This window comes from Pseudomonas sp. HB05 (assembly GCF_016756915.1).
Classification (GTDB): Bacteria; Pseudomonadota; Gammaproteobacteria; order Pseudomonadales; family Pseudomonadaceae; genus Aquipseudomonas; species Aquipseudomonas alvandae.
Genome location: NZ_JAESPG010000014.1, coordinates 1 through 15835 on the forward strand (window position 1 = coordinate 1; position 15835 = coordinate 15835).

The following is a 15835-nucleotide window of genomic DNA, read 5'->3' on the forward strand; positions in this document are numbered from 1 at the left end:
AATGTCACCGTGGTGGTGTCATCGACATCGCTAACGATGGTGCTGACCGGAACGGTGTTAGGAGCAATGGCTTCCAAGTTACCGCCCGATGCCGAAGCAATCGACTCAGTCACGGTGGTCGGGCCTTGGTAGACGTCATTACCGACCGGCACATCGAGCGCACCCGAACTTGCACCGGCTGCGATGGTGATGGTCTTACCGCTGTCCAAAGTCACGGTCACTGGACCGTTCTGCGCGGTGACAGGTTTTCCGTCGGCACCGGTCAGCGTGGCGGTGTAGGTGATGGTGCCGTTTTCGTTCACGGTCGGCGTAGCGGTCAATGTCACCGTGGTGGTGTCATCGACATCGCTAACGATGGTGCTGACCGGAGCGGTGTTAGGAGCAATGGCTTCCAAGTTACCGCCCGATGCCGAAGCAATCGATTCGGTGACGGTGGTTGGGCCTTGGTACACGTCGTTGCCGACAGGCACATTGAGCTCACCCGAACTTGCGCCGGCTGCAATAGTGATGGTCTTGCCGCTTTCCAACGTTACGGTAACCGGACCGTTCTGAGCGGTGACGGGTTTTCCGTCAGCACCGGTCAGGGTCGCGGTGTAGGTGATCGTGCCGTTTTCATTCACGGTCGGCGTAGCGGTCAGCGTCAGGGTAGTGGCATCTACCGAGTCGGTAATCGTAGTCACCGCAGGCGCCGTGCTCGGCACCAGATTCTCAAAGTTGCCGCCGGTTGCGCCGGTGATCGTGGTGCTAACGGTACTGCCGTTGTTGTAGACGTCGTTGGCTGGGGTATCGACAGCCACGGTACCGGTAGTTTGACCAGCAGCAATAGTAATGACCGAGCCGTTGCTCAAGGTCACAGTCACCGGGGTCTGAGCCGGATTGGTCAGCGTCGCGGTGTAAGTGATCTGGCCGCCTTCGGTAATCGTGTTGTTCGCACTCAGGGTGACGGTGGTGGTGTCGATGGTGTCGGTGATCTGGGTCACTGCCGGCGTGGTCGGCACGGTCACGGCGATGCCGCTGCCGCCGGTGGTACCCGTCACGGTCACGCTGATCTGGCTTGGGTCGTTGTAGACGGTGTCGTTCGGCGCGAGCGGTACGTTGACGCTACCGGTCAGTTGTCCGGCCTGGATCACGATGACCGCACCGTTGGACAAGGTCACGGTCAGGTTGGTCAGTGGCGCCTGGGTAACGGTTGCGGTGTAGACCAGCACGCCGCCGGCTTCGGTGATGGTCGGCGTGGCGCTCAGGCTCATGGTCGCATTGAGCACGGCGTTGGCTGTCGTATCGGCGGTGTCGCCGCCCAAGGTGTTGTTGTCGGTCGCGGCGGCCGCAGCGAGGCCTGCGGTCGGGAAGCCGATCGTCGGATCGACGCTGCCGGCCGTGGCGTCCAGCACGACGAAGCTGTGGCCGCCACCGGCGGCGCCACCTGTACCCGCGGCGGTTGGGCCTGCGGCGGTGGCTTCCAGGGCGGTCGTCGGGTCGACGCCGGCGGCGATGGCTTGCTGCAACTCATCTACAGACGGCGCGGCTTGGGCTGTGGCCTGTTCGAGGTCGGTGGAAGAGTCCGGAGCGCTGGCGCTCCACTGAGTGTCGCGACCCAGGTCCAGCGTGCGGCCATCGGCCAGCTCCAATGTGACGGCGCCGGCAGGGCCGGTGTCCAACTGGTCGCCCACATTCAGGCGATCGCCCTCAATGAGTACGCGCCGAATACCTTCGGGGGATACGGCGAAAACCTGACCAACAATGCTTTTGACAACGGCAATAACACTGCTCATTGAAGACTCTCCGGGTACCACGTTCAGTAGACTTCCATGGACCCGACAGCCTAGATGGCCATAGCGGTCTGGACGTTCATGCTCACTAAGGGGAAATGTTTTGACGCTTTAATATGACAATATTTTGACTGTGTTTTTCGGCGTATTTTGTTTCTGCCAAACTATTGACCTTCTGCCGGCCATCCTAAACAATCGCTTCCGTAATGTCACATTGATATTTAAGCGGCGACCTGTTCTTTCGGTGCGTGTTCCAGCCCCTGTTTTGAACTTTCCGACATACGGTCATTCCGGTTGCCATCATCCGATGCAGCGCCACGTTTCGCTGTGATTCAAGACAAGAGTTTCGGGAATAAACCAACCATGCGTTCGCACCTGCTCAAGGCTTTACCTTTCGCCCTCGCCGCCAGTTTCGTACAAGCACAAACCTTGCCGCAGGCCATGCAACAGGCATTGGACGTCCATCCGGAAATCCAGGCCGGCGTGAACAGTCGCCTGGCGGCGGACTATCAGCTCAAGGCGGCCAAAGGCGGCTACCTGCCTAGAGTGGACCTTGCAGCCGGTTATGGCCGTGAAGGCACCGACAGTGTGACGACCCGTTCGGGCAGTAATAATCATTGGGAAACCTTGAACCGCAGCGAGTCGAGCCTGCGTCTGTCGCAAATGGTTTTTGACGGTTTTGCGACGTCCAGCGAAGTAGGGCGTCAACAAGCCAACGTGAATTCCCGTGCTTATTCCTTGCTGGACGCGTCCGAGCGCACCGGGCTGACCGTGGCCCAGGTCTACCTGGACGTGCTGACCCGTCGGGAGTTCGTGCGCCTGGCCGAGGAAAACCTCAAGAGCCACGAGCGCATTTACGACCAGATCAAGCTGCGCACCTCCCGTGGCGTGGGCAGCGGTGCCGACCTGGACCAGGCCGAAGCGCGCATGGCCCAGGCCCGCAACAACCTGATCACTGAACAAACCAACCTGGCCGATGCCGAGACCAATTACCTCAGCGCCGTCGGCCAACTGCCCGATCAGTTGGATCGTCCCGCCGACTTTATGGCGCTGTTGCCGGCCAACCTGACCGAAGCCCGTGCCCAGATGCTGGAAAACAGCCCGGTGCTGCGTTCGGCCGAAGCCGACATCGCCGCTGCCGAGAAACAATATGAAGCTGCCAAGTCGAGCTTCTACCCACGCTTCGACGCCGAGTTGGGCCGCACCGCCGACAACGACCTGGACGGCCAGAACGGCCACAACAACGAGTGGCAAGCCATGCTGCGCATGCGCTTCAACCTGTATGCCGGTGGCAGTAACAAGGCCGACCTGGAGTCCAAGTCCTACCTGTCGAACCAGGCGTTGGATATTCGCAACAACGCGCTGCGCCAGTTGAACGAAGAGCTTGGCCTGGCCTGGAACGCCCTGAACAACGCCAACGCCCAGGTGCCGGTTGCCCAGCAATATGTGGATCGCAGCAACAGCGTGCGCACCGCCTATCAGCGTCAGTTCAGCCTGGGTGAGCGCACCCTGCTCGATTTGCTCGACAGCGAAAACGAGCTGTTCAGCGCCTCCCGCCGCCTGGCGGAGATCAAGAATGTGCAGCTGTTCACCCAGTACCGCATCAAGGCGACCATGGGCCAGTTGCTGAAAAGCCAGGGTGTGGTCGCGCCGTTGGCATCGGTTGTGCAGAACGACGTGAAACCCAAGGTCCAGTTGCCTGGGATGAATTGAGTCCTCCAACCCGTTTCAATCAGTCAGAGTGCCGAGCGTGGAATCAGAAGTCAGTCCAGTCGAACTAGTCCATGACCCGCGCACGCTGCACGACGACCCGCTGTTGGATGGTTTGCTGGCGCTCTGCATGCTGCATCAGAAGCCTGCCAGCGCGGCGATGCTCACCACCGGCCTGCCGTTGCCCAAGCAACGGCTGAGCGTCGAATTATTGTCGCGTGCGGCGGCCCGTGCCGGTCTGCAAGGCCGGGTGCTGCAACGCAAGCTCGAGCAAATCCCCGCCATCGCCATGCCGGCGCTACTGCTGCTGAAAGAAGGCCGCAGCGCCGTCCTGCTGGGCTGGGCCGAGGACGGCCAGGCGCGTTTGCTGCTCAGCGAAAGCGACGGCGGTGAGGTCACCGTCAGCCGTGACCTGCTCGCCGATGACTACAGCGGCAAGGTGTTCTTCGCCCAGCCGCAGCATAAATTTGACGTTAATCACGGCACGCTCATTCCCCGGGCGCGTTCGTGGTTTCGTGACACCCTCAAGCGGTCCCGCTGGCTGTACGCCGACGCCATCGCCGCCAGCCTGCTGATCAATATCATCGCCATGGCCGCGCCGCTGTTCGTGATGAACGTCTACGACCGCGTGGTGCCGAACCAGGCCGAATCGACGCTATGGGTATTGGCGGTCGGCATCACCGGCGCCTATGTGTTCGACCTCATCCTGAAAATGCTGCGCAGCCTGTGCCTGGATCTGGCGGGCAAGAAAACCGACCTGATCATCTCGGCGACGCTGTTCGAGCGTATCGTCGGCATGGCGATGAAATATCGTCCGGCGCGGGTGGGCAGCTTCGCCCAGAACATCCATGAGTTTCAAAGCCTGCGGGACTTCCTGGCCTCGCTGACGCTCACCAGCCTGATCGACCTTCCGTTCACTCTGTTGATCTTCATGGTCATCGCGATCCTCGGCGGGCATCTGGTGTGGATTCCGGTGGTGGCGTTTCCGCTTGCGCTGTTGATCGGTTATGCGCTGCAGAAGCCGTTGGTGGCGACCATGGAGCGAACCATGGCCCTGGGCGCCGAGCGCCAGTCCAGCCTGATCGAAACCCTGGCCGGCCTGGATGCGGTGAAGGTCAACAACGCCGAGAGCGAGCGCCAGTACCAATGGGAACAGACCATCGGCACCCTCAGTCGCCTTGAGCTGCGGGTGAAGATGTTGTCCGGCCTGGCGATGAACATCACGTTGCTGATCCAGCAACTGGCCGGTGTGGTCATGATTGTCTTCGGCGTCTACCAGATCATCGCCGGCAACCTCAGCATGGGCGGGCTGGTTGCCTGCTACATGCTCAGCGGCCGCGCCCTCAGCCCGCTGGCATCGCTCTCGGGTTTGCTGACCCGCTATCAGCAGGCGCGGGTGACGATGACCTCCGTCGACCAGATGATGGAGTTGCCACAGGAGCGCAATTTCGAAGAGCGTCCGCTGAGCCGCAAGGTGTTGCAGGGGGCGATTGAATGCCGTCAGCTGAACTTCACCTACCCGAACCAGCAGAACGCGGCGTTGAAAAACATCAACCTGGTGATCAAGCCTGGCGAGAAGATCGGCATCATCGGTCGCAGCGGCTCGGGCAAGAGTTCGCTGGCCAAATTGCTGGTGGGCCTTTACCAACCGGACGACGGCGCGTTGCTGGTGGACGGCGTGGACATCCGCCAGATCGATGTCAGCGAGTTGCGCTACAACATTGGCTACGTGCCCCAGGACATCCAGCTGCTGGCCGGCACCCTGCGCGACAACCTGACCTCCGGCGCCCGCTACGTCGAAGATGAACTGGTGCTCCAGGCTGCAGAACTCGCGGGCGTGCATGAATTTGCCCGCCTGCATCCGCAAGGTTACGAACTGCAAGTCGGCGAGCGCGGGCAGAACCTGTCCGGCGGCCAGCGGCAAAACGTCGCCCTGTCCCGCGCGCTGCTCCTCAACCCGCCCATCCTGCTGTTGGACGAACCCACCAGTGCCATGGACAACACCGGTGAAGAACGCTTGAAACAGCGCCTGGCCGCCGTGGTGGAAAACAAGACCGTGCTGCTGGTGACGCACCGGGCATCGTTGCTGTCGCTGGTGGATCGCCTGATCGTGATCGATCGGGGGCAGATCCTCGCCGATGGCCCGAAAGCCGCCGTCATGGAAGCGTTGAAGAAGGGGCAGATCAGTGTTGCTTAAATCGGATTCAAAAGGCGCTATCGGCCGCTACTTCAAAGGTTCCGAGTCGCTGCACGGCCAGCCGCTGCCCGAGGTCAACAAGGCGCTGATCGAAGACGCTCCCCGCGTGGTGCGCCTGACGATCTGGGGCATCATTGCCTTCTTCGTTTTCCTGGTGTTGTGGGCCAACTTTGCGGTGATCGACGAAGTCACCAAGGGCGACGGCAAGGCGATCCCATCGTCCAAGATCCAGAAAATCCAAAACCTTGAAGGCGGCATCGTCGCTGAGCTGTTCGTCAAGGAAGGGCAGATCGTCGAGGCCGGCGCGCCGTTGATTCGCCTGGACGACACCCGGTTTGCCTCCAACGTCGGCGAAACCGAGGCGGATCGCCTGTCGATGCTGTTGCGGGTCGAGCGCCTGAGTGCCGAAGTCGATGACAGGCCGTTGAAGTTTCCGCCCGATGTACTCAAGGCAGTACCGGGCCAGGCTGCCAGTGAGGAGTCGCTGTACATCAGTCGCCGCCAGCAATTGCACGATGAGATCGGCGGCTTGCAGGAGCAGTTGATCCAGCGTCAGCAGGAGCTGCGCGAATTCATTTCCAAGCAGGCGCAATATCGCTCTGGCCTGGCACTGCAACGCCAGGAAATCAATATGTCCGAGCCGCTGGTGGCCCAAGGCGCGGTATCGCCGGTGGAAGTGCTGCGGCTCAAGCGCGCCGAAGTCGAGACCCGTGGGCAACTGGACGCCACGACACTGGCGATTCCCCGTGCCGAATCGGCGATCAAGGAAGTGCAGCGCAAGATCGACGAGACCCGCGGCAAATTCCGCAGTGAAGCGCTGACCCAACTCAACGAAGCGCGCACCGACCTGAACAAGGCCCAGGCCACCGGCAAGGCCCTGGAGGACCGCGTGAGCCGTACCCTGGTCACGTCGCCGGTGCGCGGCATCGTCAACAAGATGCTGGTGAATACCATTGGCGGTGTGATCCAGCCGGGTAGCGACCTGATAGAAATCGTGCCGCTGGACGACACGATCCTGGTGGAAGCGAAAATCCGTCCCCAGGACATCGCTTTCCTGCACCCTGGCCAGGACGCCACGGTGAAATTCACGGCGTATGACTACACCATCTATGGCGGGATGAAAGCCAAGCTGGAACAGATTGGTGCCGACACCATCACCGATGAAGACAAGAAAACCACCTACTACATCATCAAGCTGCGCACCGAACGCAGCCACCTGGGCACGCCTGAAAAGCCCTTGCTGATCATCCCGGGGATGGTAGCGTCGGTGGACATCATCACCGGCAAGAAAACCATCCTGAGCTACCTGCTCAAACCGATCATCAAGGCCCGGTCCGAGGCGTTGCACGAGCGGTAAATAGACATTTGCGGCGCACGCGCTTTTGTGGCGAGGGAGCTTGCTCCCGCTTGAGTGCGCAGCGCTCATCGCTTTTTTGGGGCCGCTGCGCGCCCCAGCGGGAGCAAGCTCCCTCGCCACAGGACCGTGGCGTTCCCAGAACCCTTGTGGGAGCGAGCTTGCTCGCGATAGCAGTGTGTCAGCGACAGATACGTGTCTGACCTGACGCCATCGCGAGCAAGCTCGCAGGATTAGAGTTGCCCCCATTGGTTCTGCCATATACTTATGCAATTTTAGTATTTAAAATACTTTTCTTATACCTTTAAAGTCATCCCCCTGCGTACCTGCCGACCAATCGGCGCGCCGCACGACACAAACCAACACGGTGACCCCGTGAGTTTTGATCGAGTGCGCGCCCGTTCAAGCGCGCCGTGCGTGGGAGTGATGTATGCCAGCCGTCTCTTGTTTTTCAGATTCACCTATCGCGAACATTGCGCCGCAGTCGTTCGACATCAACCCATTCCCCGATGCCGTAGGCGCCGAGATCATCGGCCTGGACTTGTCCCTGCCCATCAACGACCAGGATTTCGCCCGCATCCACCGCGCCCACCTCGACTATCACGTGGTGGTGTTCCGCGAGCAACGCATCACCCCTGAACAACAGATCGCCTTCAGCCGTCGTTTTGGCGTGCTGCAGATCCATGTGCTCAAGCAATTCCTGCTGGCCGGGCACCCGGAAATCCTCATCGTTTCCAACATCATCGAAAACGGCCAGTCCATCGGCCTGGGCGATGCCGGCAAGTTCTGGCATTCGGACCTTTCCTATAAGGAATTGCCCAGCCTCGGCTCGATGCTTCATGCCCAGGAATTGCCGAGCGAAGGCGGCGACACGTTGTTCGCCGATATGCACAAGGCGCTGGATGGTTTGCCCGAAGCGCTGCGTAAGGCGATCGATGGCCGTTCGGCGGCGCACTCCTACACGGCGCGCTACAGCGAGACCAAATTCGAAGGTAACTGGCGCCCGACGTTGACACCGGAGCAATTGGCCCAGGTTGCCGAAGTCGTGCATCCGATCGTCCGCACGCATCCGGAAACCGGGCGCAAGGCATTGTTTGTCAGCGAAGGCTTTACCACCCGCATTGTCGGCCTGCCGGAGGATGAAAGCACCGCCATCCTGACGGAGCTGTATGCCCACAGCGTGCTGCCGCAGAACATCTATCGCCATCAATGGCAGCCCCACGACATGGTGTTCTGGGACAACCGTTCGTTGATTCACTTGGCCGCCGGTTGCCCAAGCCATCTGCGCCGCAAGCTGTATCGCACCACCATCCAGGGCGACGCCCCTTTCTGATCGGCTGCGCAGCGCGCAAAGAGCCTGGAGAATCACCATGTCCAAACGCATTGCTTTTGCACCGTTGGCCGCGGCCATCGGCCTGGGGTTCAGCCTGCTCGCCGGCAGCCTGGTTGCGCCGGCCAGCGCTCACGCCGAGGGCGAGATTCGCATCGCCGAGCAGTTCGGCATCGTTTACCTGCTGCTCAATGTGGTGCGCGATCAACAACTGATCGAAAAGCACGGCAAGCAGGAAGGCATCGACATCAAGGTCGACTGGACTCAACTGTCCGGCGGTGCGGCGGTCAACGATGCGTTGCTGTCGGGCTCCATCGACATTGCCGGGGCCGGCGTCGGGCCGTTGTTGACGGTCTGGGATCGCACCCGTGGCAAGCAGAACGTCAAGGCGGTGGCGTCGCTGGGCAACTTTCCCTATTACCTGTTGAGCAACAATCCGAACGTCAAGACCATCGCCGACTTCACCGAGAAGGACCGCATCGCGGTGCCGGCGGTGGGTGTTTCGGTGCAGTCGCGGATCCTGCAATACGCCGCCGCCAAGCAGTGGGGCGACAAGGATTTCAATCGCCTCGACAAGTACACCCTGGCCGTCCCGCACCCGGACGCCACGGCCGCGTTGATCGCCGGTGGCACCGAGTTGACCGGGCACTTTTCCAACCCGCCGTTCCAGGACCAGGCCCTGCAAAACCCCAACGTCCACGTCGTGCTCAATTCCTATGATGTGCTCGGGCCGAACTCGCCCACGGTGTTGTTCGCCACCGAGAAATTCCGTGATGAAAACCCGAAGACCTACAAGGCCTTTGTCGAGGCCCTGACCGAAGCCGCCGAGTTCGCCCAGAACGACAAGGGTGCTGCGGCGGACACCTATCTTCGGGTGACCAAGGCCAAGGTTGACCGAGCAACCTTGCTGAAGATCATCGATAACCCGCAGATCGAATTCACCGTCACGCCGAAGAACACCTACCCGCTGGCGGAATTCCTCTACCGCGTCGGCGCCATCAAAAACAAACCGGCGTCGTGGGAAGACTATTTCTTCCAGGACGCCAAACCGTTGCAAGGGAGCTGATTGTCATGAACGCGCCATTGCAAGGCCACGCGGCCAGCAACCCCACCTCCGCCAGCACGGCGTTGCTGTCAGTCGATAACGTCAGCCTGGAATACCGCACCCCGCAGCGTGTGGTGCGGGCCACCCATCAAGTCAGTTTCGAAGTCGACCCGGCGGACCGTTTTGTACTGCTCGGCCCGTCGGGTTGCGGCAAGTCCACGCTGCTCAAGGCCATCGGCGGTTTCATCGCGCCGTGCGAAGGCGAGATTCGCTTGCAAGGCCAAACCGTCAACGCGCCAGGCCCTGACCGGATCGTGGTGTTTCAGGAATTCGACCAGTTGCCGCCGTGGAAAACCGTGAAGCAGAACGTGATGTTCGCGCTGCTGGCGTCGGGCACGCTCAAGCGTCGCGAGGCCGAGGAGCGGGCGCTGCATTATCTCGACAAGGTCGGGCTGGCGGCGTTTGCCGATGCTTATCCCCACACCTTGTCCGGTGGCATGAAGGCCCGCGTCGCAATCGCCCGGGCGCTGGCGATGCAGCCGAAGATCCTGTTGATGGACGAGCCCTTCGCCGCCCTTGATGCGCTGACCCGACGCAAGATGCAGGAAGAATTGCTGCTGCTCTGGGAGGAGGTGCGTTTCACTCTGTTGTTCGTCACCCACTCCATCGAAGAAGCGCTGGTGGTGGGCAATCGCATCTTGTTGCTGTCACCCCATCCGGGCCGTGTCCGGGCGGAAACCCACAGCCATCAATACGACCTGCACAGCCTCGGCGGCATGGGGTTCCAGCATACGGCGCGGCGGATTCATGGATTGCTGTTCAATGAAGGTCAGCCGCCTGAAACCGAGCGTGAGCTGGATTTCACCGACATCCGTATTGCGTATTAAGGGGAGCCGTTCATGAGCCAATTATCGCCTGCGCGCGAAGAATACGAAGTCGACCTGCAACCGCTGACCCACGTGCCGCTGGAGCGCGAATTGCCCCTGGGCCAGCGCCTCTGGCAGCAGGGTTGGCTGCGTAAAAGTCTGATCCTGGTTGTGCTGGCGGTGCTGTGGGAGGGCGTGGCGCGCTACCAGAACAATGACCTGCTGTTGCCGGGCTTCCTGCAGACCAGTAGCGCGTTATACGACGGTTTGCTCAGCGGCGAGCTGTTGGGCAAGGTCTGGATTTCCCTGGTGGTGCTGCTCAAGGGCTATCTGCTGGGCATCATCCTGGCGTTTGGCCTGACCACCCTGGCGGTGTCGACGCAGTTGGGCCGCGACCTGCTCAGCACGTTGACGTCGATGTTCAACCCATTGCCTGCCATCGCCCTGTTGCCGTTGGCGTTGCTGTGGTTCGGCCTGGGGCAGAACAGCCTGATTTTCGTGCTGGTGCATTCGGTGCTGTGGGCGCTGGCGTTGAACATGTATGCGGGCTTTCTCGGCGTGTCGGAAACGCTGCGCATGGCCGGGCGCAACTATGGCCTCAAGGGCCTGCGCTTTGTGCTGTTCATCCTGATCCCGGCGGCGCTGCCGTCGATCCTCGCAGGGCTGAAGATCGGCTGGGCCTTCGCCTGGCGTACCCTCATTGCTGCCGAACTGGTGTTCGGCGCGACCAGTGGCAAGGGCGGCTTGGGTTGGTACATCTTCCAGAATCGTAATGAGTTGTACACCGACAAGGTGTTTGCCGGGTTAGCGGTGGTGATCCTGATCGGGCTGTTGGTGGAGAACCTGGTGTTCGACAGTCTGGAGCGGGTGACGGTGAAGCGCTGGGGGATGCAGCGTTGAGCCATTCCTGAAATCACTTGGAGCCCGTGGCGAGGGAGCTTGCTCCCGCTCGACTCTGTAGGCGCTGGCGAAGCCTGCGATCTTTGATCTTTGATCTTTGATCTTTCGCTTGAGATAGCAATGCCCAGGAAAAGATTGCAGCCCCTACGCAGCTCCACAGAAGCGCCTGTGGCCTGGCTGGGCGGTGCAATGCTTGTTAAACCCTCAACATAATTAGCCAAGTAAAGCCCCTCCCTTTTCCTTTAGACTTGCCGCCTCCAAGCAAGCCTTCAGGACACGGAATGCCAGTCCCTCCCAACCCCCTTCGCAAAGCCCTGGTCGTTTGGTTGTACGCGGCGGCCCTGATGCATCTGCTTGCCGGCCTCATGCTGACCTGGGCCGGTCATTCCGGCTTGCTCGATGACTATCTGAACACCATCGAACTCGCTTTCTGGGGCGCCGATTCAGTGCCTGCTACGGCCCGCGCGCAACAGGTCTGGTGGCTGGCGTTGTTCGGCGCCACGTTGCAAAGCTACGGGTTGTACATGCTCGCCCTCGTCCACATCGGCAATCGATTGAAGAGCGCCATGCCCTGGGGCTGGCTCATCGTCGGCATCCTGCTGTGGGCGCCCCAGGACATGTGGATTTCCGCCCAGGCACGGGTCTGGTCGCACCTGTGGTTCGACAGCGTTGCCTTGCTCGTTTTATTGCTGCCGCTGCTCTGGCTCTATCGCCACGACCGCCGCACTTCCCTGACTGACAACGCATCGAGCGCATCCCATCATGGCTGATTTTTCATCGCTGGACTGGGCCATTGCCCTGCTGATCGCCCAGGCAATCCTCGGTGCGCTGGACACCTTGTATCACCACGAACTCACCGTCGCCTTGCCCTATCGCCACAGTGCGCGGCTGGAGCTGTCGATCCACGCCTTGCGCTCGTGCTTCTACGGGATCCTGTTCCTGGGCATTGCGCATCTGGCTTTCGAGGGGACGTGGGCGATTGTCATCGCGCTGCTGTTCGCCCTGGAGATTTGCCTGACGCTCTGGGACTTCGTGGTGGAGGACCGCAGCCGCAAGCTGCCGCCTATCGAACGCATCATGCACACGGTGCTGGCGGTCAACGGCGGGGCGTTCTTCGCGTTGTATGGCGTGCAATTGGCGCAGTGGGCGAGTTTGCCAACCGGGCTGAGCGCTATCGACCTCGGCTGGCGCGGCTGGTTGTTGACCTTGTTCGCCATCGGCGTCACGGCCTCGGGGATTCGCGACGGCTTGGCGGCCTTGCGCATGCAACGCGCGGGCAAGCCTGCCAATCCGTTTGCCGGTGGCGCCTACAAGCGCGTGCTGGTCACGGGCGGCACTGGATTCATCGGCGAAACATTGGTCAATCAACTGCTCGACGCCGGGCACACGGTCAGCGTGTTGGCTCGCGACCCGTTGAAAGCGGCCTATCTGTTTGACGGTCGCGCCCGTTCCCTGCGTTCGTTGGGCAAGCTGGGGCATGAAGAAACCTTCGACGTGGTGATCAACCTGGCAGGCGCACCGGTGGCCGGTCCGCGCTGGAGTCCCAAGCGCCAGGCGCAACTCATCGCCAGCCGGGTCAATACCACCGAAGCCTTGATGGCCTGGTTGAGAAACGCGCGGCACAAACCGGCGTTGTGGATCCAGGCTTCGGCGATTGGTTTTTACGGCGTGCGTGACGCCGGTGAAAGCCTGGATGAAAGCGCCAGCCAGGGCGAGGGTTTCATGGCTGAGCTCTGCGCGCGCTGGGAAGCCTCCGCGCAGCCTGCCGTCGAGTTGGGCGTGCGCCAGGTGGTGCTGCGCCTGGGTGTGGTGTTCGGGCCGGGCGGTGCATTGCTGCCATTGCTGATTCCGTTTCGCCTGGGGTTCGGCGGGCGGATGGGCGACGGCAAGCAAATCATGAGTTGGGTACACCGCGACGATGTCATCCAGGTGATCGCCCGGGCCTTCGCTGATCAAAGCCTGAGCGGCACCTACAACCTGGTGGCGCCGGAAACGGTCAGCCAGGCGCTGTTCGCCGAAAGCGTCGGCAAGGTGCTCAAGCGCCCGGTGTGGTTCCATATTCCGGCCGCGCCAGTGCGTGCTTTGGCTGGCGAGATGGCCCAGCTGTTTTTCGATGGACAGCGCGTGGTGCCCGACCGTCTCGTCGAGGCCGGCTATGCGTTCCGTTACCCGACGCTCGACGCAGCCCTGCGCGACCTGGCCTGAGGAACATCCATGAGCAAGCCCCGGATGTACCTGCTGGCCGGCAACGGCAGCGCCGCCGATTGGTGGGATGACGCGTTGCCGCATTTTCAACGCTACGACGTGGTGCCGTTGGAACTGCCCGGCTTTGGCAATAACCCCCAGGCTCCCTGCGAAGACCTGGCGGCCTATGCCCAGGCGTTGCTGGCGGCGACGGTCCGGGGCAGCGCGATCATGGCGGTCGGCGTGAACGCCTTGCTGGTGCTGCACGCCTTGCAACGCCAGCCGGGGCACTTTTGCCGCAGCGTTTTGTTGGCGCCGGTGGGCGCGTTTTTGTGGCAGCGACGGTTGCCGGCGTTGATGTCGCCGTTGCCGATTCGCAAGACCATCCACTGGCTGCTGGCGAACAAGCCGACGTTGTTTGCCCATAAATTTTCCAGCCAAACCTGGACGCCCGCGCAATACCAGCGCATGGGCGCCGGCTATGCCCGCTGCCGGGCCTTTGTGCCGCATTGGGACCTGGTGCGCGCCGACACCGCGTTGCCGTTGCTGGAATGGATCAGCGACCCGGTCGAGCTGGTCTGGGGTGATCAAGACAAGGTGTTGGGCGTCGCCCAAGCGGCGGCCTGGTCGGCCATTCTGGCCCGTGCCGATTTGACGATCAGCTTGAAGGCCGGTTGGGGCCATTATCCGTGGATCGACTCGCCCGCTGAATTCGCCGCGTGGTTGGAATCCGGCGAGCGTGATTTTGTCGCGCACACCAAGGGCGGCCGCTTGCGTCTCGCGGTGTTGGCTGGGCAGCCGGTACCTGTGGCGCTGTCGCTCAACCATTGCGATGATCCACGTTTGCCAGGCTTTCTGAACGGCCAGCCGGATGCTACCTGGGCCGTGCGTTCTTCCAGCTACGGCGAGGATCAGGCCGATGCGGCGAATGCCGGCTTGAGCACCACGTTCCTGCGCGAACCGACGTGCAACGTGCCGGCGCGCATTGCCGAGTTGAGCGCGGCGGGTGTCGAGGAAGTGGTGGTGCAGCGCTTCATCACGCCACGGTTGTCCGGGATCGCGTTCGTGCGTCACTTGTCTGTTGAATTGGAGTGGGTCGAGGGGCATCTGGAGTCGTTGGCCGATGGCCAAGTGAGCCCCGAGCGCGCGGTGATGTCCCGCCTCGGCGAGTCATGGAGCAGCGGCACCTTCAGGCCTGCCTATGGCCTGACCGCCGAAGTGCTGTGGCGCTTTCTGCAAGGCGTGCTGCGGGTCTTTCATTACGTGCCCGGTGATGTTGAATGGGCCTGGGACGGGACCCAGCTGTGGCTGTTGCAATACCGCCCGATCAGCGACTACGGCTGGCGCCGTCACCTGACTGCCGCCAACATTGCCGAGATCCTGCCGCCCCGACCCAGCGTCCTGGTGGAGTACGCGCAGCGCCGTGCGGCGACGAGTATTCCGGCGATCATGGCGCGTTGGGATCGGCGGGTGCTGCAGGACAACGAGCCCTTCACGGCAGTGTTTGGCGGCGCTTCGTACATCAACAATGACCTGTTTCTCGCCCGGCTGGCTGATTGGGGCGTCAGCGCCAGCAGCTATGCCGGCGAGGTCGGCGGCGCGACACCGCACCTGCCCTGGCGGCCACTGCGCCTGCTGCGTTCGCTGCCGTTGTTCCTACGCATGCAACGCATCGCCCGGGGGCATCTGCTGACGCTGGAAAACGGCCTGCGACGTTTTGATCGAGAGCTGCACGAGCTGACCGGACAAGGCGCCAACGGCCAGCAATTGGCCGACTGGTTTGCCCGCTTCTACGTGTTCGTGGTGCAAGGCAACCTGTGCATTGCCAGCGCCTTGGCCAGCAGCGGCGGGGACTGGCTGGGACGACCGCCGACCGCCTATGACGATCTCGAACACAGCCCTCATCGGCTGCCGTGGGAGACCGACCCGGCCACACCGCGCCCGGCGCCGACTGCGCTGCCATTGCAGGCCTTTCCTCAATGGCCGTTGGCGATTCGCCTGGTCCATGGCGCCGGCCTGCCGGGGTTGCGCGGCTATTATTTGCAGGTGCGTGAATGGTATCGCGATAACCTGATGCGGATCTTTTTCCGTCTGCACCACGCCATGCCGGCCGCTGACCGCGCGCACTGGTTCGCACCGCACCCGGACATCCGCAGCCGCGACGGCAGCTTCTGGCAGGACGGTCGTGAAGGCACTGAACAGGCAAGCGGATTCCTCATCTACCCGGGCCAGGCCCAAGGCATCCTCGGCGAGGACATCCTGCTGGAAGACACCCTGGACCCTGGCCGCCACGCCCACTACCAAAACGCCCGCGCCGTGATTGCGCGCATGGGCGGTCGCCTGTCCCATGGCTCGACGCTGCTGCGCGAATTGCGCAAGCCTTCGGCAGTGTTGCCTCAGGCGGATGTGGGGTGGTTGGGGCGTGAGGTGGTGTATTGCGATGGGGAGTTGAGGTTGGTGGAGTAGACAGCGCGATATTT

Annotated in this window: 11 protein-coding genes; 10 read left to right on the plus strand and 1 reads right to left on the minus strand. The window is 61.9% G+C overall.

Annotated elements, in window-relative coordinates; translation table 11 throughout:
* Positions 1–1772, minus strand: a 1772-nt coding sequence (locus JMN22_RS14110; protein ID WP_198797001.1) for a retention module-containing protein, incomplete at its 3' end; no start/stop codon positions are given.
* 360 nt (positions 1773–2132) lie between these two features.
* On the opposite strand from JMN22_RS14110, the gene JMN22_RS14115 reads away from it, so the two are divergent.
* The 10 genes from JMN22_RS14115 to JMN22_RS14160 all read left to right on the plus strand — a co-directional run bounded on the left by JMN22_RS14115 (position 2133) and on the right by JMN22_RS14160 (position 15821).
* Entirely contained in the window at positions 2133–3482 is a 1350-nt protein-coding gene (locus JMN22_RS14115; protein WP_030138006.1) for a TolC family outer membrane protein, read from the plus strand.
* 37 nt (positions 3483–3519) lie between these two features.
* Positions 3520–5676: a type I secretion system permease/ATPase gene (locus JMN22_RS14120; protein ID WP_030138005.1), complete on the plus strand. Its 2157-nt coding sequence runs from the start codon at positions 3520–3522 to the stop codon at positions 5674–5676.
* Positions 5666–7033 carry an HlyD family type I secretion periplasmic adaptor subunit gene (locus tag JMN22_RS14125; RefSeq protein ID WP_198797002.1) on the plus strand — a complete coding sequence of 456 codons (1368 nt, stop codon included), beginning with the start codon at positions 5666–5668 and terminating at the stop codon, positions 7031–7033. Before JMN22_RS14120 ends, JMN22_RS14125 begins: the two co-directional genes overlap by 11 nt.
* A 427-nt stretch (positions 7034–7460) precedes the next feature.
* Complete coding sequence (locus JMN22_RS14130) at positions 7461–8363, plus strand: TauD/TfdA dioxygenase family protein (protein ID WP_198797003.1); 903 nt, start codon at positions 7461–7463, stop codon at positions 8361–8363.
* A gap of 37 nt (positions 8364–8400) precedes the next feature.
* Positions 8401–9426 (plus strand): ABC transporter substrate-binding protein, encoded by a 1026-nt coding sequence (locus JMN22_RS14135; protein WP_198797004.1) that lies wholly within the window; start codon positions 8401–8403, stop codon positions 9424–9426.
* Positions 9427–9431: 5 nt separating this feature from the next.
* A complete protein-coding gene (locus JMN22_RS14140) occupies positions 9432–10292 on the plus strand; it encodes an ABC transporter ATP-binding protein (protein ID WP_198797005.1) in 861 nt (286 codons plus the stop codon).
* Positions 10293–10304: 12 nt separating this feature from the next.
* The gene (locus tag JMN22_RS14145; RefSeq protein ID WP_198797006.1) at positions 10305–11171 is read left to right on the plus strand and encodes an ABC transporter permease; all 867 of its coding nucleotides are present in this window, start codon (positions 10305–10307) and stop codon (positions 11169–11171) included.
* Between the two features lie 281 nt (positions 11172–11452).
* Entirely contained in the window at positions 11453–11941 is a 489-nt protein-coding gene (locus JMN22_RS14150) for a cell division protein (RefSeq protein WP_198797007.1), read from the plus strand.
* Entirely contained in the window at positions 11934–13376 is a 1443-nt protein-coding gene (locus JMN22_RS14155; RefSeq protein WP_198797008.1) for a TIGR01777 family oxidoreductase, read from the plus strand. Before JMN22_RS14150 ends, JMN22_RS14155 begins: the two co-directional genes overlap by 8 nt.
* Before the next feature lie 9 nt (positions 13377–13385).
* On the plus strand, positions 13386–15821 hold the full coding sequence (locus JMN22_RS14160; protein ID WP_198797009.1) for a PEP-utilizing enzyme: 2436 nt from the start codon (positions 13386–13388) through the stop codon (positions 15819–15821).
* Positions 15822–15835 lie beyond the last annotated feature (14 nt).